General features: G+C 34.7%; 30 protein-coding genes. 18 read left to right on the plus strand and 12 right to left on the minus strand.

What is annotated here, in order from left to right; translation table 11 throughout:
- Positions 1 to 125: 125 nt before the first annotated feature.
- The 4 genes from BFG57_RS02005 to BFG57_RS02015 all read left to right on the plus strand — a co-directional run bounded on the left by BFG57_RS02005 (position 126) and on the right by BFG57_RS02015 (position 2,722).
- On the plus strand, positions 126 to 1,340 hold the full coding sequence (locus BFG57_RS02005; protein ID WP_069715790.1) for an EAL domain-containing protein: 1,215 nt from the start codon (positions 126 to 128) through the stop codon (positions 1,338 to 1,340).
- A 74-nt stretch (positions 1,341 to 1,414) separates the two neighbouring features.
- Entirely contained in the window at positions 1,415 to 1,654 is a 240-nt protein-coding gene (locus BFG57_RS02010; protein WP_069715791.1) for a hypothetical protein, read from the plus strand.
- A 409-nt stretch (positions 1,655 to 2,063) separates the two neighbouring features.
- Positions 2,064 to 2,204 (plus strand): hypothetical protein, encoded by a 141-nt coding sequence (locus tag BFG57_RS18760; RefSeq protein ID WP_175428248.1) that lies wholly within the window; start codon positions 2,064 to 2,066, stop codon positions 2,202 to 2,204.
- A 29-nt stretch (positions 2,205 to 2,233) separates the two neighbouring features.
- The gene (locus tag BFG57_RS02015; RefSeq protein WP_069715792.1) at positions 2,234 to 2,722 is read left to right on the plus strand and encodes a DUF3993 domain-containing protein; all 489 of its coding nucleotides are present in this window, start codon (positions 2,234 to 2,236) and stop codon (positions 2,720 to 2,722) included.
- Positions 2,723 to 2,821: 99 nt separating this feature from the next.
- Here BFG57_RS02015 and BFG57_RS02020 read toward each other — a convergent pair whose 3' ends face one another.
- Both BFG57_RS02020 and BFG57_RS02025 read right to left on the minus strand, forming a co-directional pair.
- Positions 2,822 to 3,784 carry an MBL fold metallo-hydrolase gene (locus BFG57_RS02020; RefSeq protein ID WP_069715793.1) on the minus strand — a complete coding sequence of 321 codons (963 nt, stop codon included), beginning with the start codon at positions 3,782 to 3,784 and terminating at the stop codon, positions 2,822 to 2,824.
- 347 nt (positions 3,785 to 4,131) lie between these two features.
- Entirely contained in the window at positions 4,132 to 4,764 is a 633-nt protein-coding gene (locus BFG57_RS02025; RefSeq protein WP_069715794.1) for a hypothetical protein, read from the minus strand.
- Positions 4,765 to 4,881: 117 nt separating this feature from the next.
- Between BFG57_RS02025 and BFG57_RS02030 the strand changes: the two genes are divergently transcribed.
- A complete protein-coding gene (locus BFG57_RS02030; RefSeq protein ID WP_069715795.1) occupies positions 4,882 to 5,304 on the plus strand; it encodes a hypothetical protein in 423 nt (140 codons plus the stop codon).
- Positions 5,305 to 5,397: 93 nt separating this feature from the next.
- On the opposite strand, the gene BFG57_RS02035 is transcribed toward BFG57_RS02030, so the two are convergent.
- The 3 genes from BFG57_RS02035 to BFG57_RS02045 form a co-directional block, all read right to left on the minus strand.
- Entirely contained in the window at positions 5,398 to 6,213 is an 816-nt protein-coding gene (locus tag BFG57_RS02035; protein ID WP_175428249.1) for a lipid II flippase Amj family protein, read from the minus strand.
- 230 nt (positions 6,214 to 6,443) lie between these two features.
- On the minus strand, positions 6,444 to 6,635 hold the full coding sequence (locus tag BFG57_RS02040) for a hypothetical protein (RefSeq protein WP_069715796.1): 192 nt from the start codon (positions 6,633 to 6,635) through the stop codon (positions 6,444 to 6,446).
- Between the two features lie 600 nt (positions 6,636 to 7,235).
- Positions 7,236 to 9,377, minus strand: a complete 2,142-nt coding sequence (locus tag BFG57_RS02045; protein WP_069715797.1) for an ATP-dependent Clp protease ATP-binding subunit — start codon at positions 9,375 to 9,377, stop codon at positions 7,236 to 7,238.
- A 189-nt stretch (positions 9,378 to 9,566) separates the two neighbouring features.
- On the opposite strand from BFG57_RS02045, the gene BFG57_RS18510 reads away from it, so the two are divergent.
- Together BFG57_RS18510 and BFG57_RS02050 are read left to right on the plus strand one after the other, a co-directional pair.
- Entirely contained in the window at positions 9,567 to 9,710 is a 144-nt protein-coding gene (locus BFG57_RS18510; protein ID WP_175428244.1) for a hypothetical protein, read from the plus strand.
- A gap of 186 nt (positions 9,711 to 9,896) precedes the next feature.
- The gene (locus BFG57_RS02050) at positions 9,897 to 10,088 is read left to right on the plus strand and encodes a hypothetical protein (protein ID WP_069715798.1); all 192 of its coding nucleotides are present in this window, start codon (positions 9,897 to 9,899) and stop codon (positions 10,086 to 10,088) included.
- A gap of 14 nt (positions 10,089 to 10,102) precedes the next feature.
- On the opposite strand, the gene BFG57_RS02055 is transcribed toward BFG57_RS02050, so the two are convergent.
- Positions 10,103 to 10,969 (minus strand): PhzF family phenazine biosynthesis protein, encoded by an 867-nt coding sequence (locus tag BFG57_RS02055; RefSeq protein ID WP_069715799.1) that lies wholly within the window; start codon positions 10,967 to 10,969, stop codon positions 10,103 to 10,105.
- Positions 10,970 to 11,483: 514 nt separating this feature from the next.
- On the opposite strand from BFG57_RS02055, the gene BFG57_RS02060 reads away from it, so the two are divergent.
- Positions 11,484 to 11,795, plus strand: coding sequence for an RNHCP domain-containing protein (locus BFG57_RS02060; RefSeq protein WP_083249016.1), 312 nt, complete (start codon positions 11,484 to 11,486; stop codon positions 11,793 to 11,795).
- 192 nt (positions 11,796 to 11,987) lie between these two features.
- On the opposite strand, the gene BFG57_RS02065 is transcribed toward BFG57_RS02060, so the two are convergent.
- On the minus strand, positions 11,988 to 12,848 hold the full coding sequence (locus BFG57_RS02065; protein ID WP_069715801.1) for an AraC family transcriptional regulator: 861 nt from the start codon (positions 12,846 to 12,848) through the stop codon (positions 11,988 to 11,990).
- Positions 12,849 to 13,213: 365 nt separating this feature from the next.
- Between BFG57_RS02065 and BFG57_RS02070 the strand changes: the two genes are divergently transcribed.
- Positions 13,214 to 13,840, plus strand: coding sequence for a hypothetical protein (locus tag BFG57_RS02070; RefSeq protein ID WP_069715802.1), 627 nt, complete (start codon positions 13,214 to 13,216; stop codon positions 13,838 to 13,840).
- Positions 13,841 to 14,080: 240 nt separating this feature from the next.
- Here the strand turns inward: BFG57_RS02070 and BFG57_RS02075 are convergent, their stop codons facing one another.
- Positions 14,081 to 14,362 (minus strand): hypothetical protein, encoded by a 282-nt coding sequence (locus tag BFG57_RS02075; RefSeq protein ID WP_069715803.1) that lies wholly within the window; start codon positions 14,360 to 14,362, stop codon positions 14,081 to 14,083.
- Between the two features lie 386 nt (positions 14,363 to 14,748).
- Here BFG57_RS02075 and BFG57_RS02080 point away from each other — a divergent pair, with 386 nt between their 5' ends.
- Positions 14,749 to 14,955 (plus strand): hypothetical protein, encoded by a 207-nt coding sequence (locus tag BFG57_RS02080; RefSeq protein ID WP_069715804.1) that lies wholly within the window; start codon positions 14,749 to 14,751, stop codon positions 14,953 to 14,955.
- A 269-nt stretch (positions 14,956 to 15,224) separates the two neighbouring features.
- Here the strand turns inward: BFG57_RS02080 and BFG57_RS02085 are convergent, their stop codons facing one another.
- The 4 genes from BFG57_RS02085 to BFG57_RS02100 are packed head-to-tail and all read right to left on the minus strand — an operon-like array spanning position 15,225 to position 18,570.
- Positions 15,225 to 16,373, minus strand: coding sequence for a hypothetical protein (locus BFG57_RS02085; protein WP_069715805.1), 1,149 nt, complete (start codon positions 16,371 to 16,373; stop codon positions 15,225 to 15,227).
- The gene (locus tag BFG57_RS02090; RefSeq protein ID WP_069715806.1) at positions 16,373 to 17,242 is read right to left on the minus strand and encodes an ABC transporter ATP-binding protein; all 870 of its coding nucleotides are present in this window, start codon (positions 17,240 to 17,242) and stop codon (positions 16,373 to 16,375) included. The genes BFG57_RS02085 and BFG57_RS02090 overlap by 1 nt, the downstream gene beginning before the upstream one ends.
- A complete protein-coding gene (locus tag BFG57_RS02095; RefSeq protein ID WP_069715807.1) occupies positions 17,226 to 18,014 on the minus strand; it encodes a hypothetical protein in 789 nt (262 codons plus the stop codon). Before BFG57_RS02095 ends, BFG57_RS02090 begins: the two co-directional genes overlap by 17 nt.
- The gene (locus BFG57_RS02100) at positions 18,004 to 18,570 is read right to left on the minus strand and encodes an RNA polymerase sigma factor (RefSeq protein WP_342670268.1); all 567 of its coding nucleotides are present in this window, start codon (positions 18,568 to 18,570) and stop codon (positions 18,004 to 18,006) included. Before BFG57_RS02100 ends, BFG57_RS02095 begins: the two co-directional genes overlap by 11 nt.
- A gap of 551 nt (positions 18,571 to 19,121) precedes the next feature.
- Between BFG57_RS02100 and BFG57_RS02105 the strand changes: the two genes are divergently transcribed.
- The 8 genes from BFG57_RS02105 to BFG57_RS18225 all read left to right on the plus strand — a co-directional run.
- Positions 19,122 to 20,087: a sodium:calcium antiporter gene (locus BFG57_RS02105; RefSeq protein ID WP_069715809.1), complete on the plus strand. Its 966-nt coding sequence runs from the start codon at positions 19,122 to 19,124 to the stop codon at positions 20,085 to 20,087.
- A 195-nt stretch (positions 20,088 to 20,282) separates the two neighbouring features.
- A complete protein-coding gene (gene abbA / locus BFG57_RS02110) occupies positions 20,283 to 20,480 on the plus strand; it encodes an antirepressor AbbA (RefSeq protein WP_069715810.1) in 198 nt (65 codons plus the stop codon).
- Between the two features lie 422 nt (positions 20,481 to 20,902).
- Complete coding sequence (gene cbpB, locus BFG57_RS02115) at positions 20,903 to 21,340, plus strand: cyclic-di-AMP-binding protein CbpB (RefSeq protein ID WP_069715821.1); 438 nt, start codon at positions 20,903 to 20,905, stop codon at positions 21,338 to 21,340.
- A gap of 207 nt (positions 21,341 to 21,547) precedes the next feature.
- The gene (locus BFG57_RS02120) at positions 21,548 to 23,041 is read left to right on the plus strand and encodes an MDR family MFS transporter (protein WP_069715811.1); all 1,494 of its coding nucleotides are present in this window, start codon (positions 21,548 to 21,550) and stop codon (positions 23,039 to 23,041) included.
- A 189-nt stretch (positions 23,042 to 23,230) separates the two neighbouring features.
- The gene (locus BFG57_RS02125; protein WP_069715822.1) at positions 23,231 to 24,109 is read left to right on the plus strand and encodes a transcriptional regulator CcpC; all 879 of its coding nucleotides are present in this window, start codon (positions 23,231 to 23,233) and stop codon (positions 24,107 to 24,109) included.
- 107 nt (positions 24,110 to 24,216) lie between these two features.
- Positions 24,217 to 24,939 carry a 2,3,4,5-tetrahydropyridine-2,6-dicarboxylate N-acetyltransferase gene (dapD, locus tag BFG57_RS02130; RefSeq protein WP_069715812.1) on the plus strand — a complete coding sequence of 241 codons (723 nt, stop codon included), beginning with the start codon at positions 24,217 to 24,219 and terminating at the stop codon, positions 24,937 to 24,939.
- A gap of 69 nt (positions 24,940 to 25,008) precedes the next feature.
- Complete coding sequence (locus BFG57_RS02135; protein WP_069715813.1) at positions 25,009 to 26,136, plus strand: N-acetyldiaminopimelate deacetylase; 1,128 nt, start codon at positions 25,009 to 25,011, stop codon at positions 26,134 to 26,136.
- 54 nt (positions 26,137 to 26,190) lie between these two features.
- Positions 26,191 to 26,335 (plus strand): YkuS family protein (locus tag BFG57_RS18225; RefSeq protein WP_175428250.1); only part of this gene is annotated, 145 nt, incomplete at its 3' end.

Raw genomic sequence — 26,335 nt, forward strand, 5'->3', positions numbered from 1 at the left:
CGTTATGATCTGCCTTTTAATCATATTATGTTGTATACATGGCTGATTTATTATTAAAGTATTTGGAAGTTGTGATAAAATAAAGGTTAAACGTTAATAGTATGGCAGCGGAAGAGGTGTGGAACATGGACCCGTTAGATATTTTGACAAATAAAGATCAAGCGTTTCCTTGCTTTCAACCAATTTATAGTGCAGATGAACACATCGTTGTTGGTTATGAAGTGCTTGGGCGTATTCATGATGGAGCGATCATACGAAGTTTAGGGTCATTTTTTCATGATGAGTCGGTTCCAGATGAATATCGATTAGAGGTAGATGATTTAATACTTAATAAAGCGTTAAAGAAATTGTTAACTGAACAAAATGAGAACGTAATGTTGTTCATTAATCGTGATGCGAACCTTTTGATGAACGACCATGGAGAATCACTGAGAAAAACTTTACTACATTATCGTGAAGAAGGGATCTCTCTTAACCGTATCGTTATTGAAGTGACGGAGCATGACTTCATAGGGGATATTGACCAACTGAACCACTTATTCTCGTATTTTAAGACGTATGGAATCAAGCTTGCAATCGATAATGTTGGAAAGGATGGAAGTAATTTAGATCGGTTACGTTTACTAAATCCAGATATTTTGAAGATTGACTTACAAATGTTGAAGCAAACAGGAGAAGTACGAACGTATCAAGATGTGCTTTTTTCTATATCGATGCTTGCAAGGAAGATTGGTGCGGAATTGATGTATGAGGATATTGAGACTGAATTTCAACTTCAATATGCATGGCGTAATGGTGGACGTTATTATCAAGGGTATTTTCTAGGAAATCCAGAACCAACTTTCATTGATGAAAAAATGCAAAAGCAGCAATTAAAGCAAAGCTTCGAGCAGTTTATTTTACATGAAAAGAAGAAATTACAAGTGCAACATGAGGTAACTTCTGTATTAGAAGAGAAAGTGAAATCTGTTTGTGGTAAATGTGGGACAACTAACTATCATGATTTAATTAATAAAATTGCGGAAGCACTTCATGATGAAAGTTTTCGTATTTATGTTTGTGATGGGAACGGGTTCCAAAAATCAGAGAATATTTTTAAAGAATATGATGAATGGAAGCTTCAGCCTGAGTATTATGATCGAAACTGGAGTTGGCGACCTTATTTTTTGCAAAATATTATGCGAATGAGCATTGAACAACGTGGCATTTTATCTGATCTATATAGTGATATTGAAACGGGTGATGTCATTCGAACCTTCTCTTATCCAATTGAACGAGGCCATTATATTTTTATCGATATTTCTTATAATTATCTTTTTAAAAAAGATGAATTGCTGTAATAGCAATGTGTATAAGCTCATACTTTTTGTGGAAAGGTAACAGTAACGTATAAGAAATACAAAGAGGTGAAGGTATGAGCCAATATGTATATGTATTTCTCTTATTGATTTTTTTGACATCACTCGTTTCATTAGTGTATACGTTTAAGATAGGTCAAGAGGTCGATCGAGTAAAAGGAGAGTATGATGGAGAAGTGAACAAAGTCGTACGATCCCATCATATTATGAGAAATCCAGTGTTTTTAGCTTATATAATTGGAATTGTTCTTATATTAGGTTATGTTGCCTATTTAATGGCACAAGGTGGTGTATAAGGAAGTCTGTCAAATTGATGGGCTTCTTTTTTGTTGCAGAAGATTAGATTGTCATTTCATTGTAACTTATTATGTTGAATTGTCGTATATGATTGAAATAACCTTTCATCAGTGAAGCATATCATCATTGACAACGGAATAATATGTTGAATGAATCACTTGTAACGTCATAAGTGTGATTGCTACTAGTGTATCTCATTGTAGAAGAAACGAGAAGTATGACTAATTAATTGTGTATATTACTCATAAAAACAATGGAAACACGAAATTCGATACGAATCATAAAATTCTCCTTACAACCTGTCTAAAGATGCAATTATTTTACGAACGAAATTTATTAAAAATCATACATTATACTGTTAAAATTTATAATAACAGGAAGAGGAGACAGATGAAGGGGAGTATGAGTATGTATTATACGTGTAAAGATTGTTGTATCATTATGAAAGAATTAGCGCCTTGTCCAATATGCAATAACGAAGATACGATTGTTCCAATTAATATTGAAGTACAGTCTAGTGTTAGAGATATACCATCTATAGAGGATTAGCGAAGAAATAGAGGAAAGTGGGGGGAAAGATGAGGCAATTATTTTTAGGTTTTCTTTGCATCGTTGCAATACTTAGTGGACAGTCGGTGATTCATGCTTTACCTTCAGAGCAAATTAATAGCGACGACATCCAGACATTTTTACAGCAAGCTAATGAATCTCAAATAAGACTACATGACGAGTATCGTTCGAAGAAGGAAATCGAGAGTCTTCTCGCTCCATATTTCACCAACGATTATACAAAACAATTTATGGAATATCATACGTTCGAATTTGAAGAAGGATGGATTGCATTAGGAACGGATATGATGGCATTATATGTCCCAAACTTCAACTTTGAAGAAAACACGATGGTGAAGCAAACCGAAGATCAAATCCTCATCTATCATTTTGTTCCCGCACGTTCTGATGGCCCAACAACATGGCTCGATCATTATGAAGGGCTTATTATTAAGAAACTTGAGGATGGTTTACGCATTGCTGAATATGTCATTTCAGAAGATGAACCGCAAATATAAAAGAGATGGTACATGTGAACCATCTCTTTTATTTGTTTAAAGATAAGAAAGAAATTTAAGTTAGGTAGTTTAAAAAATCCAATACGTAAAAGCTACTTTTTAGACTGTTGCTTTTTTCTTCTTCACATAATCAGCGAGCCCCATCGCACAAACATTGATATCCAGTTCTAGTATTTTATAGACAGGGTGATCGTTAGCAATTCCCTTTTCGTGTAAAAATGACATTGTTTTATGAGTAAGGTGCTCACGTGTTTTTATATAGATCGTTTCAAAATCGTCAGTTTGAGTGACAGCCATTTCACCTGCTTCAACAAAAAGAGGTAACCATTCACGAATTTGACGGTAAACTTCATGTGGCTCTTCACTTACACCGTAATGACCAAAATAAATGCGATCGACTCCTAATTCTTCGATGCGCTTTGTACTAGCTAACATTGCCTCTGGGTCAAATTGATTAGGTGATGTTGAAGGTAAATAAAGGTTCAAATTGTTTTCTCTTAATTGAGGATAATGTACACCAATTGTGTCTCCAGTGAAGATGCCGTTACTTTTTGAATCATGAATGCTAAAGTGATGGTTTGCATGTCCAGGAGTATTATAGAATGTAAGTGTACGGTCTCCAATTGATAATGTTTCACCATCATCCTTTGCAATTAGTTGTTCTTCTGGGATTGGTACAATAGGATCAAATAACTGATCGAACTTATCACCATAGACAGCACGAGCACCAGCAATTAATTTAGTTGGATTAGATAGATGACGATAACCACGAGGATGTACGATAACCTTAGCATTTGGACACTTTTCTAATAACAAACCAGCTCCACCTGCGTGATCAAGGTGGATGTGTGTCACAATAATCCAACGTAAATCTTCAAGCTTTAACCCTAAATCTTCAAAACCTTGAATGATATATGGAACAGATGGACTTGCACAAGTTTCAACAATGGTTAGCTCTTCATCATGGATAACATATGTACCTGTACGCCCCTCAATTTTTAAGTCAAAGTCTTCAATTAAAGAAATCCCATATCCTAAATCAACTGGTGCAATCGCTTTCATTTTATTGCCTCCCTTTTCAAAAATAACCAAATTATAATTTAATTGTAGAGGATAGGAGAGATCGTGTAAAGAAATGATAGAATATTTCGCTAACAATCAATGTTTCTATAGTAGTATTTCATCAATTGTAAGCTCAAGGTTTATACTCAAATCGATATATTCATCGTTTATTAGTTGTATTAAAGGGTGTTCATGTTCAAATAGTGTGACGTTGCTGTTAATCGTTTAGCGTTGCACGTTATATAATAAAAAAGAAAAGAAGAATCTAATATGCTCATTAGATTCTTCTTTTTTTGTATATCATATGTTATCAATTGAAGATGTAGCTTTGAGAGGTAATGATCAGTTTACAATGTTAGCTCAGGGAAATCACGAGTGTATGATTTATAGAGCATATATTTTTGTAACCCTTTTGCGTTTTCATAAGCTGCCTTTGCATGTTTTATCGCTTGTTTACGGTTTTGTTTTTTTAGTGCAATTTCAGAGTAGAGAGCATCCTTCATCCAATCTTGTGTAAGCTCGTTAATCATGGGCTCTGCAACACGATAACGTCTTTCATCAATTTGAATACTCGCTTCATAATACTTTTTTAGTAACGGGTTCTCAATGAGCTCGATCTTTTCCTTAGCACTTCGTCGATCCTTTTTGTAAAGGTGATAGATAACCTCAATAATGGCACGTTTCGGTGCAAGCTTTTGCTTCTTTAATACTTTTTCAAGTGAAGCTTCGATTTCATCATCTAATTCATTTGCAATTGCATAGTAAAATTGATAAATTGGCTGCTTTTTGTTACGTATTAGAAACTTTTCAATCTTTGTAACATTTTTTTGTTGGAAAATTGTGTGATAATAAGGAAGGAATATCCCAAATGATATGATTAAAAAGGAAACAAGCAGAGTTAACGTCAAACCATATTCAAGATAACTCATAATTAAACTAATAATAAATACTAGACCTAAAGAAATTGCGTACCTAATCATCCTACATGAACTCCTTTATAAAGATATAACGACATTAAGTGTACCATAAATTGCATATGGAGAGGGATGAAAATTCTAAAGAGAGATTAACATTTGATTGAAGTAGGTGGGGGAATATTGAAAGGTAAGATAGCTGTAATGATAGTAATTGTTTTCATTGTTGTCGTTGTGATGAGCATGGAGAAAACGTATTTTCACTATATAGCAGATGGTTCATCACTTCATTGGCAAGCTGAGCTTCATCTACTAGTAGATAAGAAGAAACAAAAACACGAAACATTTGTAGATTTTACTTATGTTGAAGATGAGGAAGTAGATAGAATTAAGTATGAATGGATTGATCCTATTGCAGGTTATGTTTCGACAACAGGAAAGAGATTATCTAATTCTCGAAAAGAAATTAATCTTATTTCAGAGCGTAATGCGGATTATTATCCAGATGAATATATTAGAAAGTCAATCGAGAAACGACCATTGAAAATTGAGTCGTTATACAATGGGAAATGGCATTCAGAGGATATTTACTTTGAATTACAATGAAATCACAGGCCATATCATTCGCAAAACAACTACGAGTAATATGGCCTAATTAGTATGTATAAGCTTTTATAATTTAATAAAGAGTTCAGTGATTTACACAATAAACTTCGTGAACCACGCAACATAAATCGCACCTGGAATAAATAGAACTTGTGCAAGTAACGTTCCTAACAATCGAGATGTGATCATCATGATTGATACATTTTTAAGTACCATATAATTACCACGTTGATTGACGACATCATCAGCAAGAACGGAGATTTTTGGATCAACAAAGATAACGAGAAGTATTGTAGCTATTCCATTGATGAGTCCAGATGCCATAATTGCTGTTGTTGCTCGTTCAGGTGCTAATAGTGCAGCATATAGTGCTGATAATACACCTATAGTATAAATGGCTGTAATAAGCATATTCACTACAAACAATCGTTTTGGAATCCCTGTAAGAGTAAAGTCTTTTAAGTGAGATAACTTCGGTAAGTTAATATGTTTGACCCCACGTTTAACAAACTCATAGGATAGCCCTTTTCTCATGATGACTGGAATCGATCCTCTTGCTTCTGATAGATGAATAATTGCTCTTGAAAATAATGCGATAAAAGTGGGTAATAATATAATGCCCAATATCGTTCCAAATGTGGAAGAGCCGATAAGAAACCGATATTGATTTTCAACGAAGTGTAACGTATTTTCTGATGGAGCAGTATCAATTAAACTACCTGTAAAAGGCTGTTGCATCATATTTGCTAGTCGAGAAACGATAACCATTACGTTAAATAAAGATAGTGCTGAAGCAATCATTTTAACTCTAGCACCTGACAGCCTTACAGCATATGCTAAAGTTTCGATGCAATGAATAATACAAATAAATAAAGCGATAATAATTAATTTATCGGTTAAAAACTCCATGTTCAGACCTACTTTTTTTGTGTTTATATCAATTCTACCATACAAGATAAAACTAGGTTTTTTATGAAGAATACTTATGAAGTAAGTAGTTTTCAATCTATACGATTAAGTTATGTACATTACATAGGCAGATTTATCATTTTAACTGCAAAAAAACATATAACTAGTAAATATAAAAATTAACCCTCAGTAGCGTAGAAGTACTCGTTACTGAGGGCTGTTTATTTAAATTATTCATTTGTAGGTGGTATATCTGTGCAAAACAGGTCGCGTCCATCTGCTTCAAAGTATAACCCATCTGCAGTACAATCTTGCTTAAATTCTTCTTTAAATTTCTCAAATGAGACTTTATTATAAACTGCAAATGAAGCTATAAGTATAATAGATAAGACTCCGATTAACATTACTTTTTTCTTTTTCATAATTTGTTCACTATCCTTTCAATTTATAAGTTCGTTTACACTATATTTAACGAGAATGAATAAAAAAAGATTTAAAAAGGTTAAAAATTTTTTATCACTTGTTACCTGACAGTAAGACTCCTATATCAAAACTTAGGAAAATCAACGATGTTTAAGTGGGAGAGGACCATGGTCATATCCTTGCGGTTTAAGCATCAGTCATTACCTGATTGGTTCAAATAACCATCATTCAAGGATGAAGGAGAACCTCCAATGATGGAAGTTTCATTTTATTTGATAGTATTAAATGAAGAGATACGATTTCAACAAAATCGAGAGCAATTAATAGAGGGGAGTATATGTAAAACAAAAAAAGATAGATAAAGCATTATATCTGCTTTATCTATCTTCTTCAAAAAATGTTTGAATTATAGTCGTTACGTTTATCACGTTTCAACTGACGCTAAGACTCCCGCTTCAAAAATTAGGGAAATCAACAAAGTTTAAGTGGGAGAGGGCTTTAGTGCTACCCTTGAGGTATAAGCGTCAGTAATTACCTTATTGGTTCAACTAACCATCAGTGGTGGGTGAATGAACACCTCCACTGATGGAAGTTTCTCTTTATTTCTCTGCAATGGTTATTTCATTTTCAGTAACATCTGCCACTAATGTATGAACGTGACCTTCTGTATCTAACAACACATCAGCAATTTTATCTTCAAGTTGCTCTTGGATAACACGGCGTAGTGGACGTGCACCAAATGCAGGGTGATAACCTCGCTTAGCAATGTCTTTCTTCACTTCATCTGTAAACGTAATCTCAATTTCTTGTTCTGTCAGTTGTTCATTCAAGTCAGTAAGAAGTAGATCAACAATTTTGATAAGATGTTCTTGCTCTAATGCATTGAATTCAATGATGTTATCAAATCGATTTAAAAATTCAGGTTTGAAGAAAGCACCAAGTGATTCAAGAATCGTACTTTCTTGTTCATAATTCTCACTTGTAAAACCGAGCGATTTTTTCTTCTCTTGTACACCTGCATTACTTGTCATGATGATGACACTATCCTTGAAGCTTACCGTTCTGCCTTGACTATCTGTTAAACGTCCATCCTCAAGAATTTGTAGGAACATGTGCTGTACATCTGGATGTGCCTTCTCAATCTCATCAAGTAAAATAATGCTATAAGGTTTGTGACGGATTTGTTCGGTTAATTGTCCTGCTTCATCATGACCAACATATCCAGGAGGAGATCCGATTAATTTCGATACGCTATGTTTCTCCATATATTCACTCATATCAAGACGAATCATTGCTTCTTTATCACCGAATAACTCTTCAGCTAACGACTTTGAAAGCTCTGTTTTACCAACACCTGTAGGTCCGACAAATAGGAATGAACCAATTGGGCGAGTTTTTTGTTTTAAGCCAGCACGACTGCGGCGTACTGCTTTTGTTACTTTACGTACAGCTTCCTCTTGTCCAATGACCTTTGCATTTAATTTCTTATCTAAGTCTTTCATTTTTGCTTGTTCGTCATGTTGTAATTTGCGAACAGGGATACCAGTTTTCGTTTCGATAATATATTGAATGTCTTCAACTGTAATTGTTGATTTATTTGAATTTGAATCTGCAGTTAATTTCTTTTCAAGTTCGATTTCTTCTTTTCTAAGTTTTGCTGCACGTTCATAGTTTTCTTCTTTTGCACATTTTTCTTTTTCCTTCGCTAAATCATCTAACCTTGATTGAATCGATTCATCAATAGACCCACCTGTTTGAAGGTTCATCTTCGAACCTGCTTCATCCATTAAGTCGATTGCTTTATCAGGTAAGAAGCGGTCTTGGATGTAGCGGTGTGAAAGTTTTGCACTCGCTTCAATTGCTTCTTCACTGAAAGAGACTTCGTGGAATTGTTCATATTTATCTTGTAGCCCTTTTAAGATCGTAATCGTTTCTTCAACAGTCGGTTCATTAACCATGACAGGTTGGAGGCGGCGTTCTAATGCTGCGTCCTTTTCGATGTCACGGTATTCTTTTAACGTTGTTGCACCAAGTACTTGTAATTCACCACGAGCAAGTGCCGGTTTTAAGATGTTTCCAGCATCCATCGAACCTTGTGCTGAACCTGCACCAACGAGTTGATGAATTTCATCAATAAAGAGAATGACATTCTTTCGTTGTTGTAATTCACTAATTAATTGCTTCATTCGTTCTTCAAACTGACCACGAATGCCAGTATCAGAGACGAGAGAGGCGACATCTAGTAAGTATACTTCTTTATTTTGAATTTTGCTTGGGACGTTTCCTTCAATGATTTTTAACGCTAAACCTTCTGCGATTGCAGTTTTACCAACACCTGGTTCACCGATAAGCACTGGATTGTTTTTATTGCGTCGATTTAAAATTTCAGTTACACGAGCAATTTCTTTATCTCGTCCAATTACTGGATCAATTAGCCCTGCTTTTGCAGCATCTGTTAAGTTGCGACCAAAACTATCAAGTATTCCTCCGCCATTTCTACCATGTTGTTGCTGCGTGTTCATACTTTGTTTCATGTTGTGTGAATTAGGTTCATTACCTGTAAAGAAGGGATTAAAACTACTGAACCCATTGTTGAAAGGTGGTTGCCCATTAGATGAATACAGTTCCTGTTTTATTTCGTTATAACAAGTATGGCACAGCTGCATATGTGCCTTTTGACCTTGAATGTTAAAGCGAATTTCTAAGTTTGCTTCTCGTTGATTACAATGATTACATTTCATCTGTATAACCTCCTTAGTAAGATAAGAACATTTGATTTGACTTTGACTATCTTTGACTTTGTGTTTTCATTATACTTTGACCTTTGTTGACTTTCAAGTATTTTGCTTAGGGGAATTCCATAATTAAAATTTAGAAAAGTATCAAATGTGAGGATAAAGCAGATAGTACTAAGAAAAGGAGGAATGATGATGATTCCAGAAGTCATCTGTCCAAAGTGCAAAGAGGTAAGTCCATTGCAAGATGTGTTAACTGCTCAATCGAACCAAAATGTGATTTATACGTGCAAACAATGCAATTATACTGTTAGAAATATTGAGACAAGTAAAGGGTAGTTACTTACGTTTGTTCATATTGACTGAATAAAGTTGCTAAATAGGCATCATCTCAAACTTCAGATGATGCCTATTTGTTGTGAGGAACTATTGCATTGATAGGTTAGTTGTACTTGTTGAGAACATCAAAATAATGAAACTCATATAGTGTAACAATGTCATGTTCAAAGAAGGTGAGCACCGCTAATGAAATCTTTTAATAATGAAGGTTTATTTGCATTTGTTCTATTTATTTGTGTGACAATTATCTGTATCGTTATTGTCAGCTTAATTGGTTTTCTCTTTTTAGATGAGAGTACGACGAAAGAACGTAGTAATGTTCATATTGTCGATGCAGATTTTGACCAAACACATTACCAATATAAGATTAAAAGGTGAGGTAACAAGCTCAATTAAATCGTCATATGTTTTACATTCACATAGGTTGCCATACCACCAACTTCTATCATATCAATTTCATTTTGTTTATTTATTTTTAATGTTGAGACGATTTCAGATGGTGTTCCCATAGCAAAACCTTGTTCGAAAACAAATGGTTTTGTAGTAATCGGTAGTTTATTATGTTTGTGCAAATAACATGTTAAAGCACCCGTAGAAGTACCTGTTGCACTTTCTTCATTGATATTATGTATAGGTGCAAAGTTTCTACAATGAGCAGTGAGAGCATCATTAGAATCTAGTGTGAACAAGTGGTAGCCGTCAACGTTATATTTCTTTGAAATCTGCTTAATAAGATTGAAATCTGGATGAATCGTATTTAAAATAGATTTCTTTTTTATTGGAATGATAATGTCTCTTAAACCTGTCGAAACAATTTGGATTGGCAGTTGTTTATCTAAGTCATTTGAGTGAATATGTAATGAACGAACAATTTCTTCTTTATCAATTATGTCAAAGTATTTAGGTAGAGTTTGAGATAAATAAATTTTGCTGTTAGCAATATGAACTTTGAGAATTCCAGCACCTGTTTCTATCGTGTATGTCGCTTCCTTAATCATCTTTTTTGACAGCAGTAAATGAAAAGAAGCGATAGTCGCATGGCCACATAAATTAACCTCATTAGTTTGAGTGAAATATCTGATTTTATAGTCTGCATGTTGAGAAGTTTGTATGAAAGCAGTCTCTGAAAAGCCGATCTTCTTTGCGATCATTTGCATTTTTTCCTCTGTTAAAAAATCAGATTTTAATACGACCCCAGCAGGATTTCCACCTTCTGACCCTTTAGTAAATGCATTTAACGTATGTACGGAAACTTCCATTAAATCTGCCTCTTTTCATAATAAACTTTTAGTTGAATAATTTAAATGTGTAACGAGTAAAAGCTTTTGTATAACTATATAACACATAATGAATACAAACAATTTCTACTTTATCTGCCTGACTTTTATTGGGGATTAGAAAAATATGCTATAATTTTCATTGAATTCTTCAAACATAGCAAGTAATGGAGTGGTAATATTTTGAATAATTATGATAAATGCAAAAGTGCAAATCAGGGGACGAATGCCTAAGTCAGTGATCTAAGTAGAACACCTACTAATGGAAGGTGGAGAAGTCCGTCTTACAGTGGTTGATACAAATTAACAAAGTCAATCGTGGTCCGGATATTTAGATGAAATAGGCTAAATTGAAGTTGGAACTAGAAGTAATCGCTAAATAGAGTTTGGCGGTGAATTGGTCAATTCGCTTAGAAAGCCTGAAGCTACAATAGTAGTAAAAACAAAACGGAACCCTGCCTCCAAAGATTAAAAATTAATCTTGGAGGTATGGCACTTGAGCAGAAAAACGGAAAATACCGCATTTCAATGTGATAATTGTAGGGAACAAATTTCCCCTTTAACGAACGGTAGTTATAGAAACCATTGTCCTTACTGTTTGCATTCGAAACATATGGATAACAAACCAGGTGATCGGGCAAGTGAGTGTCGTGGACTAATGGCACCAATCGAACTAGAATATTCGAATAAAAAAGGCTACCAAATTGTTCACAAATGCAAAAAATGTGGCAAGGTTGGTAAAAACAAAATTGCAAGTTGTACTCATCAAGAAGATCAACTCATTGATTTTATGAAGTCAATAGTTTAATAAAAATTTTATGAGCTATGTTTGGGGTATGAATTTTAGTTTGTCATAATAGACCATCTTTTTATAAAAAGATGGTCTATTAATTTAACAATAATTGTGTAGAAGCCAATATAAATATCTACTTAATAAAAATTAGACACATACAAATACCCTTATACCAACATAAGGGTATTTGTTATACTTTTCTGTTTACTATTTAATCGGAATCCAAACCTCTGAGTAATAATCGGAAGATGTGATATCTCCTTCTGGGTACACTTCTAATTCTGGTGTTCCAGCATGTTCATATCCACTAGAAGGGAACCATTCAGACATAATTTTCTTCCACACGTCTTGGATAGCGTGTGGCATTGGGCCGTGTGCTTCAAATACAGCCCACTTTGAAGCAGGGACGTTAAGGATATCGAAATCATCATGCTTATCACCGCTATGTGCTACGGCAATCCAATAATCAATTTGCTTTGATTGTTCGTTACTTGAATCAACACATACACCAAGTAAACCTTTAAGTTGACCAGTGTTAATGTTCACTAACTTTTCTACAGTTCCATCAGTGTTCATTCTATCCCACATTTTTGGGATTCCAATATAGTTCTCATCATTTTCAACCGAGAATGACTCTTTACGACCTGTCACTTGAAAACTATCTTTTTCGACAATTTTGTATTGCATCGGTTCGGCTCCTTTCAATGTCACCTGTATGACTAGGCGATTATAAGATTTTAATCTTCCAGAGTGATTTCTTGCTTGTCTTGGAGTGATCCCGTGTTGTTTGCGAAAAGCCTTAGTGAATGATTCAGGAGAGTCGTAGCCATATTTATAGGCAACATCAATCACTTTGCTATTTGTGCTTGCTAATTCTTTTGCTGCTAATGTTAAACGTCGTCGTCTAATGTATTCTCCAACAGGTATATCAGTTAATAGTGAAAACGTTCGTTGAAAGTGATACATAGAAGAGTTGGCTTGCTTTGAGATAGTTGCAATATCAAGCTCATCTAATAAATGTTCTTCTATATAGTCGATTGCCTTTTGTAATGACGTAATCCAAGACATATGACTCACTCCTTAATCTCATTATAATAAGGTTGCAGCTAACAATCCTGTCATAAAATGCTTTCGCATGACTGATTACCGATCATTGTATAAAGTGAAGCTGGAATTAATCTAGGTGTTTTACTAGTTCCTACTGATAGTTAGTTGCTTCGTAATAATTCAATTAAAAACTCATTCATTATTTCTTCAAAAGATTTCAGATTCCTCGTTCAAAAATAGACTACATTCTAACTGAAAGATAGCAATCAAGACAGTTTCTCTAAAAAATAAGTCCGTCCTAATAACGATGATACTGGTAATTAGTCCAAGCGATTGTTTGACCACCTCATATACTATATCAACCTATATAGAAAGGAGACATAATTTTGAATTTAGAAAATTTAAGGATTGGCGAATATGTAAATGATAACGTGGATTTTGAAAAGATTCCTAGTGTATCATTTGCAATTGATAAACATGGGGAAATTACGAAGGATCCTTGTCCACCGACTCCAGATGAATGTGATAACATAATCACACTTTGTTGTACGACTACAGTCCCTGATGGGTTTGTTATTGGAGATGATCTAGATAAAGTTTGTATCGCAATTGACAAGAGTGAACTAGATTGTTGTTTAGAGCCATTTGAAACAACAGCAGAAGTTGACAATCCATGTAATGGGAAGTTAATTTGTCCAGTAACTATTCAAGCTGTACGACTTGTAGGATGTGCGAGAATGCACGTAAACGTAGGGGATTTAATGCCGGTTGATGGGTTTATTTTATACCCAGAACCTCAAGCGTGCACAGTTTGTTGTGACACGACAACATGTGTAAATCAAATCATCGATTTCACATGTGGACAGGTGACACCATGTGAGGGCTGTTTTGATTTCACTGGGGTTTTTGTTGAATGCAAATCAGGAACAGATGATTGTGGTCGCCAAACGATCACTGTACAGGTCACTTTAGTAGTCGAATTTATCGGATGTGATCCACCTTCACCTTGTTAATAATAGGGTGTTTAGGTTTAATGTAAAAAGTGAATAAGTGTAAAGTGAGATGGAGTAAAATACGAACATTTTCACTTAATAATAGGCTTTCTCTAGTTAGAAGAGGGAGCTTATTATTTTGTGAATTTAGAGTAAATTCGCTTAGTATGCTAGAATTGTCTGTTTGATAAAAAACAGAGACCCTTATACGAGATAAGGGTCAGGCTGTCTAAACTTATAGATGAGTATCGTAGGGTAGAATTACTTTTCCTTTTCATCACCTTCTGAGAAAAGCTCTTGATATGCAGTACCTAAAACCATATAAGAATATGGTAGTTTCTTCTCAATGAATAACTCAGCAACATCAGTTCTTAAATCAAGAATACGAGGTACTCTGAAACAAACACACTTCTCAACATCAATCCAACCAGTTTCAGTGAAATATTCAACGTTAACTCGATCATCTACGTTAATCCTACGTTGAGTCGTTGTTTTTTCAATCGAAATCTCAGCTGGCCCAAAGTTACAGTTATCGCATGACATATAGCATTCACCACCTTCTTTGTTAAACAGACATTCAACTGTTAAATAGATAATACGTGAAGAGATATTAACAATATTGAATGTCTTTGTATACAATATGTATCGAAGTGAATGCTTGTATAGTCTTCTATCATTTAGTTAAGAAAAATAAGTTACACACCTATTAAACATAGTGATATGTCTATACTGCCTTGCAATCCTGTTAGACAACTACAAGAGGGATTATATATAAATTGAGAAGTCTTGTTTCAAGATAAGGTCAAATATCTATCGATTAATAAATCTATTTATAGAAATAAATGAAATGTATGGATAAAGAAACACACGAGAATTAATTAATTGTAATACAATATTTTGAACAAGTATTGGAAAGGAGGTAAATAAGTGTGTGTGAAATTGATCAAACGAAGATTAATGTTGAATCAACAGTTGAACATACAGAAATTGAACCAGATCTAATCGTAACAAATGTAACTGGTTGGGTAGATCTTGAGCAGTGCATAACGATTCCTGGAGAAACTGAGGGAGTAGAACGTACGATATATTTACAAAGTCAATTACCATTTTCATGTGTAACTATAACGAGGATTTAATGTAGTAAAGCTCCTTATGAAAGTGAGCAATAATGTGAGAATGGATGAGGCTTTATAATTTTGGTAGAGAATTAAGATATATATGGATTAAAGTGTTACGTTATAATAATTATTTCAAAATAAAATAATAAAACCCAAAATACAAGGTTTAAAGATTCGTATTTTGGGTTTTGCATAGAAAGAATTAGGTGTTTTAGGACAAGTTCATTTTGTCAAATTTCACAAGCTATAAACATATCAAATGTTATTAAAATAAATCTTGGAGTATTTTAACTAATTTGTTTCCTTTGGATCGTTTTATATAAGAAAATAATTAAAGCAACACTGAACAATATGAGTAAGCTGACGTTAAAAATAGGATCAAGTACTGAGAACCCAAATACATTTACTGCATTAAATTCGTGTAAGCCAGGCCCTTTCATAAAATTAGAAAAGCTATATTTTCGTACATATTCCCAAAAAGGTGATCCAATATTAATGATCGGTGCAATAAAGATTGCTCCACACGTAACAAATGGTACGAGTAAATTTTTGGATAGTGATGAAACTAGTAAGATTAACGATATAAATGCAATTCCTGCTAAGAAATGAGTCCCAATTTGAATTAAGAAGTATTGTAATGCAGTTAAAGAATAGGGTGAGTATACTAAAGAATATTGTAACAATTGTACAGGAGAGCTCCACCCGCTATTTCCGTACATGTATGATACTAGTAATAGGTCAAATGTAACCCACGTTAAGATCACAAAACTTAAGAAAATGAATGATGCAAGCAGTTTCGCAATTACGCCTTTTTTACGACCATGTGTTGAGCTGTAGATTAATTGGTCCATTCCAGTCGTTGCTTCTTTTACAAATAACGGTGATAAACCGATCAATAAAATGATCCCAGTAAAGAAATAGGAGTAACTATCTACAAAATCGATTGTTGTTTTAGGTCCTGTATTATATTGAAATGTATCTAATTTTAAATCATTTAACATATTTTTTTCTTGTAATGCGTTTTTATAAGCAACTTCATTTTTGTTAGATTTATTTAACACGACATCTAATTCATTTATTCGTTCTGGTATTGTCTTATATTTTGTATTGTAATTCCTTATATAACTCTCAGTAATAAAAAGTTCAGCTGTTTCTTTATGTGTTAGGTCACTCGTAGAAGAAGAATAGTCAAAAAGTGCATCACTAGTTTGAGAAGCCTCATTGAACTTTTCTTCGTTTAGTTTTCCTTCCCAATCCTGTGCTAATATGCGTAATTCTTCTTTAATTTCGTAAGCTTTTGTCTCAAGTCGTGGGGAAATATTTCTAGATTCATTTACGAGCATCAAAACAAACAAGGAAAATAAAAGTAACATTGCGATATAAATACCTTTTTGTGAGAAAATTTTATTTAGTTCAAACTTAATTATTTGTTTCATTACATTACCTCCTGATCAATGTAAGATAAGTATAGATCTTCTAAGTTAGGTGTTGCCTCAATTGCTCTTTCATCAGGTTTACGGTTTGATATGATTCGTAAACTCACTTCATCGTTTTCTCTAACAATGTTACCGACTTTATATTTCTCCTGAAAAGCTTGTACTTCATGCTCTGGAATACGTATCGTCCAAACCATACCTTTCATATGTTCAAGTAAAGTTGCTGGTTTATCTTTTTGAATCAGTTCCCCGTTTTTTAATATGAGTAGTTCTTTTGCGATGAACTCAATATCTGAGACAATATGTGTAGATAACAGGATAATTCGATCCTTTGAAATGGATGATAAGAGGTTACGGAATCGAATCCGTTCCTTTGGATCAAGTCCTGCGGTTGGTTCATCTACGATCAACACTTTTGGGTCATTTAAGAGCGCTTGTGCAATTCCAATTCGTTGTTTCATTCCACCTGAAAATTTCCCAATCTTACGTTTTCGGTGTTCTATTAAATTAACAACTTCTAAAAGTTCATCAACTTTTTTTTGTGCCGTATTCTTTTCAATTCCTTTTAATGCAGCGATATACATTAAATATTTTTCTGCTGAATAATTTTTATATAATCCGATAGATTGAGGTAAGTAACCAAGGATTTCACGATATTTTTCATCAAGAACTTCAATATCTTTGCCGTTAAACAAAATTCGTCCTGAAGAAGGTTTGAGTAGTGTAACGAGCATCCTCATTAACGTTGTTTTACCTGCACCATTTGCACCTAGAAATCCGTACACCCCCTCGGTTAAGTCAACTGATACATTGCTTACTGCAACTTTATCTCCAAAACGTTTTGATACGTTCTCAATTGTTAAGTTCATAGGAAACACCTCGTTTAATCGTTTTAATTTGCTGAAATAAAAATACTGCAGCTAAAATAATTGTTAAAATATAATAAAAACTAGGTCTTGATTCAACGTAAGTCATAACTGTTTCGCTGCTCATGTACATCATTGAGAAACTAATCCAGATGAGTACAGTTATTGGTGCGGCTAGTTGTCCTTTTATCTTCTGTGCTAACCATAAGCCGAGTGAAGCGACAAGCATAAATGGAATTATCCAATATAGTAGAATCTTTGTAAGAATTAGTTGACCTTCTCCAAAGAAACTTAATAATGAAATTAATCCGATACTAAGACCGAAATTATACGCTCCGATAATGACCATCCTTGCCAGTACAAGCTGTTGAGCAGAGTATTTAAGTGTTGAAATTAATTCATTGACATTGTCGTCCTTACCTTTAAATACTTCTAATAATCCAACAAGGAAGGGTATTGGTGAGAGGACCATAATAGCGACATATGGATTTACCTCTGCTGTCATCCCAAAAAGCAATCCGAGTGTAAAGAAAGCGAGGTTACTTAACCAAAATGATTTATCTATGAAGAAAAATTCAATGGCTGACAAATGAAGTAAATCGGATAGCTTATTAAAAATCGTTTTCTCTTGCTGATTAGGAACATATTGTCTTAACGTTTCGATCGTTTGATACATGTCCTCTTCACTAGGGAATTCAACAGAGAAATCATTTAATGAATCAAATTGTTCCAGTTCTTTATTAATTTGAAGGTTTACATCCTCTTTATTGTTCAAAGGAACCACTCCCATCTAAAATCATTCTTAGTTTTGCTAAACCTTGTTTTAGTCGTGATTTCACGGTAGACACATTCGAATTCGTCACCTCTGCAATTTCTTTGATTTTTAAATCGTGAAAGTATTTTAATAAGATAGCTTCACTTTGGTACTCGGGTAACTCACTAATTGCGTTTTTGATCTTTTGCCGATTTTCGTTCTTTTCAAAGATAAAAGCAATATCATCATGAGAGCTTGTATTAAAACTTTCTTCAAATTCATCAGTTTTAGATGATTGTTGAAATGCTTTGGAACGAAAATAATCTCGACAATGATTTACGGCAATGGTCAACAACCATGTTTGAAAGGCTGCCTTTTGTGTATATGAGTTAATGTTTTTCATCATTTTAATGAAAACTTCTTGAGTTAGATCATAAGATGTATGTTTATCACCAATCTTTCGATAAACAAATGCATACACGGTTTTGTAATGTCGTTTCACGAGAACTTCCATGGCCTCTTGATTACCAGATTGAATTTCTTGAACCAGTTCTTTATCTGTCAGCAATTTGTTCACCTCAGCTAGTTAAACGAGATTGTGGGAAAAAAGTTTTAAGATACTTCATTTTTTTTCGTATGAATTAATTCACAAAAAAACAGCTTTATGTATTTTGAAGAAAATGGAGAAAATAACATTGAAAAAGGGTAACAGGAATATGTTTTTTGTTAAAAACATCCTATATAATGTTTGTCAGTAATGAAAACAATATTCGATCGACTCTATGGCATTACTGAAATTAGATGAATTATAAAACAAACTTCGGGTCAAATTGCTAATGACTAGTAAGGAAAAAGCCTTGTTTGAGTATTTTTATTGACAATACAACCACATCACCGTATGATAAAGTTAAATCATGAATAGTGTACGGAAAAGGGGAGTAGCGACCGCAATAGCGGTTAATGAATCGTCATTTCGGTGAATAACAATCACCCGGTTCATTAAGCTTCATTTACACAGTACGCAAGACCTTTTACGTGGACACCTAATTTGTTTAGTTGTCCGTGTTTATAGGTCTTGCTTTTTTGTGTTGTAAAATAGGAAAAGCTGTATCGAAGGGAGAGGGTTTTATGATTGTTTTATTATTTCTTTTATCAGCAATTGTTGTAGTTGCCGCAGCAATCAAATTAAATCAATATGGAGATGTAATTAGTCAAAAGTCATCATTAAATGGAATGATCGTTGGAACATTCTTAATTGCAGGTGCAACATCGTTACCTGAGTTAACTACAAGTTTGACAGCGGTCGCTATCGGTAACCCAGATATTGCGGTTGGGAATATGTTAGGCAGTAATGTGTTTAACCTTTTAATTTTAGCGGTATTTGATTTTCTATATCGTCGTAATAAAATGTTTGAGAAAGTATCGATTCAACATCGATATACTGCTAGTTTAGGAATTATTTTATTTCTTATCATTACGTCATCATTGATGTTACCTAATATGATTGAAATTTTTGGTGTAGGTTTAGATATGCTTTTCATTGTGTTCATCTATTTAGTTGGTTCGAAGTGGATCTCAAATCACTCTCAAGCAACACGATCTAATAGTGAAAATGAAGTTGTTTCAGATATGTCATTGAAACATGCAACAGTAGGTTTTATCATCGCAGCGATTGTGACATTCCTTGCAGGTAGTATGTTGGCAATTACTGGTGATAAGCTTGCGGCATCAACAGGTTTGAATGCTAGCTTTGTAGGAAGTTTTCTAATTGCAGCTTCGACTTCATTACCAGAGTTAGTTACGGTATATACTGCATTCAGATTAGCAAACTACGATTTAGCTATCGGATCAATTTTAGGTAGTAACCTTTTCAATATGCAATTACTCGTATTAACAGATGTGATGTATCGTGATAGCGCAATTACAGTAGCCGCTTCTAGTTCACATTTATTAACAGCAATGCTTGGAATGTTTATGGGAGGGGTAGCACTATATTCATTGTTGCGTAAAGGAGTCACAACGACTTGGCGTTATGTTCTTCCGTCCCTATTAATTACGGTAGTTTACTTCATCACATCATATATGATGTTTTAACAAAAAGAGGTGCTAAGTTTATTAGCACCTCTTTTCCTATGTGAGAATATAGAGCATATTAACAGATAAAACGAAATAATGTGAGAATAGGAATTTTATAGATAGATTAGAGTTAAATAACTATGAAAGTGGCAATAATTTACGATACTGATTTATGCGGGTACATGTTAAAATTATTTTGTGGAGGGATAAAATATGAATAAAGTAGAAGCACTATCATTATCGAAGGAAGAAGAATCACTTTTGGTTGAAGTGTTGTTGGAACAGTCCTATGCTATTGAAGTCGTATGCTCTCAAATTTCAGATGTTGAAAAAGGCAATAAGTCTGTAGATGAAGCAAAAATAAAAAAACTAAATGCGCTTTACGATCGTCTTGTTAAAGCAGGAGTATAAGTAGTTATTATTAATTTTTCAGAACTTATTCATTTTGAACATATTTTATAAAGCAAAATACTTAACAACAGTTTACCAACCTGCAAACTCCTGCTTTAACAAGCAGGAGTTTTGTCATTTATCTCAAATATGACAAGCACTTTCCTACATATTTAAAATTGGAGCAGTTTTGTTTAACTAGTTAATCAATTATTCGGTTATGAGTATTATTTTTTGAGGGGATTAACCAGTAATTTGTATTATTCGTTTTTGCTTTGCAACTATGTTACAATAAATATTGGTCTATATTGAATGAAGATGGTCTAAAAGTACAGAAGCTACTTAATTCAATCTTCAACGGTTTAGGAGAGAAACCTTTTACTGGTGAACGTATTATACATATAAACATCTGACCTTACTTAAAGAAGAAGGGAAGAATGGTGATGTACAGCCTTCAACGTGACGTTTTTTTTGATGTAAATCTTGAAGACCTACTTATATCCGCTGATAAGGTTGCTCATGTTCAAGTTGGAAATACTCTTGAACATGCTTTATTAGTCCTTGTGAAATCAGGATATACTGCAGTTCCAGTGCTTGACTCAGCGTTTAAATTGCATGGACTTATTAGTAAAAATATTATTCTTGATTCTCTTTTAGGTGTGGAACGTATTGAAACTGAGAAGTTAGCTGAATACAATGTAGAAGAAGTAATGGATACGAATATTCCACAAGTCACACTTAACCATACATTCATTAAAGTGTTGGGGATGTCGATTAACCACCCATTTATTTGTGTAGTAGATGAAGAGGGTGCATTTGAAGGAATCATTACACGTCGGGTAATATTAAAATTAGTAATCCGTCATTTAAATCAAGAATAGCTACTTCGTGCTGTTGGTTATTATGCCAACAGCACGTTTTCGTTTAACTAACTTTATTGAACATTCATGTACTGACACCGAGGTATAAGTAGTGAATGAAATGGGTAGCGTCAATAAATGTCCGATAGGTTAAACTAATATTCAATATGAAAGGAGAATTAGTTTACTCGAAGAATAAAGAATTACAAAAAAACAGAGGTGAAAATAATGGTGTCTAAGAGTACAAGGCGCCCCATTGTTCTAGCGGCAATTATGATCGCTATGTTCATGTCGGCAATTGAAGCTACAATTGTCTCTACGGCTATGCCTAGTATTGTATCTGATCTAGGGGGATTTTCTTCATATAGTTGGGTGTTCTCTGCTTATTTGCTTATGAACATGGCTACAACGTTAATTTATGGAAAGTTGTCGGACTTATATGGTCGAAGACCGATTTTTATTATTGGGGTCGTTATCTTTTTAATTGGGTCTACATTGTGTGGTTTTGCTACATCAATGGAAACGTTAATTGCTTTTCGATTCTTACAAGGGTTAGGAGCAGGCGCAGTTATGCCAATTGCTTCAACGATCGTTGGAGATATGTATACAAAGGAAGAGCGTGCTCAAATTCAAGGTTATCTTTCGAGTGTTTGGGGAATTTCTGCTGTATTAGGTCCAGCACTCGGTGGATTTTTCGTTGAGGTACTTTCATGGCATTATGTTTTTTGGATGAACATTCCTCTTGGCGTATTAGCTATTATCGTTGTAGGACTATATCTACATGAAGAGGTAGACAACAGGAAGAGAGAGATTGATTATTTAGGCTCCGTATGGCTTGTCATTTCATTAAGTGCACTAATGTTTATTCTTGTTGAGGGTGGTATTCACATTCCATGGTCGTCATCACGAATGTTTACATTGATTGGTATCTTCTCAATTGGGATGTTTTTATTTATAAGGCAAGAGAGAAAGGCAACAGAACCAATGATGCCGTTTGAGCTTTGGAAGGAGCGTTCGATTACGATTTCCAACCTTGGAGCACTTACTACTGGAGCCATGTTGATTGGTGTATCAAGCTTTCTACCAGCATTTGTTCAAGGGGTAATGGAACGAAGCGCGACTGTTGCAGGCTTTACATTAACAACGATGTCTATCGGATGGCCGATCGCTGCTACAATTGCTGGAAGGTTGTTATTGAAAATTGGATATCGTAAAACTTCATTATTTGGTGGTATTGCATTAATCATTGGTGCAATATTCTTTGTTACATTATCGTTAGAAAGAGGACCTATTTGGGCTGCATGTGGTTCCTTTTTCATTGGGATAGGTATGGGTTTAATGAATACTTCATTTATCGTTTCAATTCAAAGTACAGTGAGTTGGAAGTTACGCGGTATTGCAACAGCATCAAACATGTTTATGCGTAATTTAGGAAGTGCACTCGGTGCAGCATTGCTTGGAGGTATATTAAATTCTCGTCTACATGCGTATATTCAAAATAGTGGCTTAGGTAGCGAATTAAGCATTAACGATACGAATGTACTTCTTGATGCGAAACAACGTGCACAGATGAGTGAACAAATGAAGAGTGTATTACAGGAAGGATTGACGATATCGTTACACACGGTTTATTGGGGTGTTTTTCTATTTGCCTGTATTAGCTTCTTTCTCGTTATTTTTATGCCGATTTCAGATAAGCAAGGTGGCGAAACAGGAAGATAGAATTTTTTGATGACTGACATAGCTTTTCTTACCATCTAATCTATGGTACGATAACACAAACTTATGACGTGTCAATAAACCACTAGAGGGAATAAGGTGTGCATTTCACTAGTGGTAATTTCACTATATAAGGAAAAGCGCTATCATATAGATTATGATAAGCAGATAGAATTGGGTGGGAAAAAATTAATGGTTTCTTCTGAATTTCGTATTTTAGTAATCTTGTCTGAAGAAATGAATATGCGTAAAGCAGCAGAAAGGTTATATGTGTCTCAACCTGCATTGAGTCAGCGGCTCCAATCAATTGAGAAATCTTGGGGTACGAAGATTTTTTTGCGTTCTCAACGTGGTTTAACGGTTACGCCTGAAGGGGAGCAAATTATACAATTTGCAAAGGAAATTGTTGGGCGTGAAGAGCAGGTGAAAGAGCAAATTACATCACTTCATTCTGAGGTACATGGCACATTGAAATTAGCTGTTGCTTCGATAGTTGGCCAATATTGGTTGCCAGCAGTATTAAAAGACTTTGTAAAATTATATCCACATGTAAAAATATCACTCGTTACTGGTTGGAGTAGTGAAATGTTACGTCACATGTATGAAGACCATGTCCATCTTGGTATCATTCGTGGACGTCCTGAATGGAAAGGAAAGAAAGTACATCTTCTATCAGATAAGCTTTATTTAGTGGATACTGAAATTCAGAATTTAGAGCAAGTGAAGGAAACATCAAAACCATACATACTGTTTCGAAGTGACTCAACTTATTATCAAGAAATTCAAGATTGGTGGCATCGGCAAATTCAAACGACACCAAAACGAACAATCGTCGTTGATCAAATTGAAACGTGTAAACAAATGGTGCTTAATGGAATAGGTTATGCGATTTTACCAGAGGTAACGTTAACTGAACATGATGACCAAGTTTATCGGATTCCAATTTATGGTGAAGATGAACAGCAGATGCAACGTGATACGTGGTTACTCGGTTATGATGCAGTGTTTGAATTAAAACAAGTGAAGGCTTTCATTGAATTCATTCAACGAGCAATTTCAGCAAACGAATGATTCGTAGTTGTCAGTACCTATCACTTTTTGATACAGTAAAGGATAGAAGTTTAGGTGATTGTATCACCGACATCTTTTAATAGATATAGTTACTAGGAGGATACATAATGAAACAAATGGATGCAAATGAAATTATCTCTTTTATTCAAAACAGTACGAAATCAACACCAGTGAAAGTACATATTAAAGGTGAACTAGAAGGCATTGAATTCGGTGCTGACACGCAAACGTTCATTACTGGAAATACAGGTGTGCTTTTCGGTGAGTGGAAAGATATTAAGAAAGCACTAGATGAAAACAAAGGGAAAGTAGAAGATTTTGTAGTTGAGAACGATCGTCGTAATTCTGCAATTCCTCTTCTAGATATGAAAGGTATCAATGCTCGTATCGAACCTGGTGCAGTTATTCGTGACCAAGTTGAAATTGGTGATAATGCAGTTATCATGATGGGTGCAATGATTAACATCGGTTCAGTTGTAGGAGAAGGTACGATGATCGATATGAATGTCGTTCTTGGTGGACGTGCAACAGTAGGAAAGAATTGTCACATCGGAGCTGGAGCAGTACTTGCGGGTGTAATTGAGCCACCTTCTGCAAGTCCAGTTATCATTGAAGATAATGTAGTTGTTGGTGCAAATGCAGTTATTTTAGAAGGAGTTAAAGTCGGTGAAGGCGCAGTTGTTGCTGCTGGGGCGATCGTAACGAAAGACGTACCAGCAAACACTCTAGTTGCAGGTACACCAGCTCGTGTACTGAAAGAAATTGACGACCAAACTCGTGGTAAGACAGAAATCATGCAAGAACTTCGTCAATTGAATAAAGAGGATTAATACAAAAAAGGCGGGAGTCATTCCCGCCTTTTTCTATAATTTGTTTTCTAAAGGAAGGGGAAGAACGTAATGAATCCAGATCGTTTTATTCAAATTCGTCGTGAATTACATAAAATCCCAGAATTAGGATTTGAAGAATTTAAAACTCAACAAGTTTTATTATCATATATAGAAAGCTTACCTACAGAACGTATCGAAATCAAAGCATGGAGAACTGGTTTATTCGTAAAGGTCGCAGGTACTAATTCTACTCAAACGATCGGTTATCGAGCTGATATTGATGGTTTGCCGATAACTGAGGAAACAGGCTTAAGCTTTGCTTCTACACATACTGGGAGGATGCATGCTTGTGGACATGATTTTCATATGAGCATTGCACTCGGTGTATTAACAGCTGTGGTAGAAGAGCCAATTATTGATGATATGGTATTTATTTTTCAGCCAGCTGAGGAGGGACCAGGTGGTGCACTTCCAATGTTGCAAAGTGAGCAAATGAAGAAGTGGAAGCCTGATATCATTTTTGCCCTTCATATTGCCCCTGAATATCCTGTTGGAACAATTGCGACTAGACCAGGATTGTTGTTTGCAAATACGTCTGAGCTATTCATCGATTTAAAAGGAAAAGGTGGCCACGCGGCATATCCTCATCATACGAATGATATGGTCATAACAGCGAGTCACTTAGTAACACAGCTACAAACGATTGTATCTCGTAATGTCGATCCGCTTGATTCAGCTGTTGTTACAGTTGGCAAGATTACAGCAGGGACCGTACAAAATATTATCGCTGAGACTGCAAGAATTGAAGGAACAATTCGTACGCTTTCAGCAGATACGATGGTACTAGTTAAAGAACGAATCAAAGCACTTGTCGCTGGAATTGAAACAGGTTTTCAATGTAAAGTGGAAATTGATTTCGGTTCGAATTATTATCAAGTTTATAATGAAGAGCAATTAACAGAAGAATTTATGACATTAGCTGATGAATCAGAAAAAATTAACGTGATTGAATGTCGTGAAGCGATGACAGGAGAAGACTTTGGGGATATGGTTGCTGAAATTCCTGGATTTATGTTCTGGCTCGGAGTTAATTCAGAGTTTGGCTTACATCATGCAAAGTTAAACCCAAGTGAAGAAGCAATTCCAACTGCAATAAATCTCATTACGACTTATTTGCGGAAAAAAAGCAACCGTTAATTTTAGAATAAACGACACCTCCTCGGGAAAAATAGCTGTGAGGAGGTGGAATATATGCCAAAGATCGGCGTAGAGCAATCGTTATCTGACGTACAGCAAGCACTTCAAGAAAAAGGTTATGACATTGTACAATTAAAACAAGAACAAGATGCAAATGAATGTGATTGTTGCGTAATAACTGGTCAAGACAAAAATATGA

Origin of the sequence: Bacillus solimangrovi (genome assembly GCF_001742425.1) — a bacterium.
GTDB classification, from domain to species: domain Bacteria; phylum Bacillota; class Bacilli; order Bacillales; family Bacillaceae_N; genus Bacillus_AV; species Bacillus_AV solimangrovi.

Bases quoted from the DNA above. Each gene is read 5' to 3' on its own strand.
- BFG57_RS02005 (WP_069715790.1), top strand. From the start codon at position 126: ATGGACCCGTTAGATATTTTGACAAATAAAGATCAAGCGTTTCCTTGC.
- BFG57_RS02010 (WP_069715791.1), top strand. From the start codon at position 1,415: ATGAGCCAATATGTATATGTATTTCTCTTATTGATTTTTTTGACATCA.
- BFG57_RS18760 (WP_175428248.1), top strand. From the start codon at position 2,064: ATGTATTATACGTGTAAAGATTGTTGTATCATTATGAAAGAATTAGCG.
- BFG57_RS02015 (WP_069715792.1), top strand. From the start codon at position 2,234: ATGAGGCAATTATTTTTAGGTTTTCTTTGCATCGTTGCAATACTTAGT.
- BFG57_RS02020 (WP_069715793.1), bottom strand. From the start codon at position 3,784: ATGAAAGCGATTGCACCAGTTGATTTAGGATATGGGATTTCTTTAATT.
- BFG57_RS02025 (WP_069715794.1), bottom strand. From the start codon at position 4,764: ATGATTAGGTACGCAATTTCTTTAGGTCTAGTATTTATTATTAGTTTA.
- BFG57_RS02035 (WP_175428249.1), bottom strand. From the start codon at position 6,213: ATGGAGTTTTTAACCGATAAATTAATTATTATCGCTTTATTTATTTGT.
- BFG57_RS02040 (WP_069715796.1), bottom strand. From the start codon at position 6,635: ATGAAAAAGAAAAAAGTAATGTTAATCGGAGTCTTATCTATTATACTT.
- BFG57_RS02045 (WP_069715797.1), bottom strand. From the start codon at position 9,377: ATGAAATGTAATCATTGTAATCAACGAGAAGCAAACTTAGAAATTCGC.
- BFG57_RS18510 (WP_175428244.1), top strand. From the start codon at position 9,567: ATGATTCCAGAAGTCATCTGTCCAAAGTGCAAAGAGGTAAGTCCATTG.
- BFG57_RS02050 (WP_069715798.1), top strand. From the start codon at position 9,897: ATGAAATCTTTTAATAATGAAGGTTTATTTGCATTTGTTCTATTTATT.
- BFG57_RS02055 (WP_069715799.1), bottom strand. From the start codon at position 10,969: ATGGAAGTTTCCGTACATACGTTAAATGCATTTACTAAAGGGTCAGAA.
- BFG57_RS02065 (WP_069715801.1), bottom strand. From the start codon at position 12,848: ATGTCTTGGATTACGTCATTACAAAAGGCAATCGACTATATAGAAGAA.
- BFG57_RS02075 (WP_069715803.1), bottom strand. From the start codon at position 14,362: ATGTCATGCGATAACTGTAACTTTGGGCCAGCTGAGATTTCGATTGAA.
- BFG57_RS02085 (WP_069715805.1), bottom strand. From the start codon at position 16,373: ATGAAACAAATAATTAAGTTTGAACTAAATAAAATTTTCTCACAAAAA.
- BFG57_RS02090 (WP_069715806.1), bottom strand. From the start codon at position 17,242: ATGAACTTAACAATTGAGAACGTATCAAAACGTTTTGGAGATAAAGTT.
- BFG57_RS02105 (WP_069715809.1), top strand. From the start codon at position 19,122: ATGATTGTTTTATTATTTCTTTTATCAGCAATTGTTGTAGTTGCCGCA.
- abbA (WP_069715810.1), top strand. From the start codon at position 20,283: ATGAATAAAGTAGAAGCACTATCATTATCGAAGGAAGAAGAATCACTT.
- cbpB (WP_069715821.1), top strand. From the start codon at position 20,903: ATGTACAGCCTTCAACGTGACGTTTTTTTTGATGTAAATCTTGAAGAC.
- BFG57_RS02120 (WP_069715811.1), top strand. From the start codon at position 21,548: ATGGTGTCTAAGAGTACAAGGCGCCCCATTGTTCTAGCGGCAATTATG.
- BFG57_RS02125 (WP_069715822.1), top strand. From the start codon at position 23,231: ATGGTTTCTTCTGAATTTCGTATTTTAGTAATCTTGTCTGAAGAAATG.
- dapD (WP_069715812.1), top strand. From the start codon at position 24,217: ATGAAACAAATGGATGCAAATGAAATTATCTCTTTTATTCAAAACAGT.
- BFG57_RS02135 (WP_069715813.1), top strand. From the start codon at position 25,009: ATGAATCCAGATCGTTTTATTCAAATTCGTCGTGAATTACATAAAATC.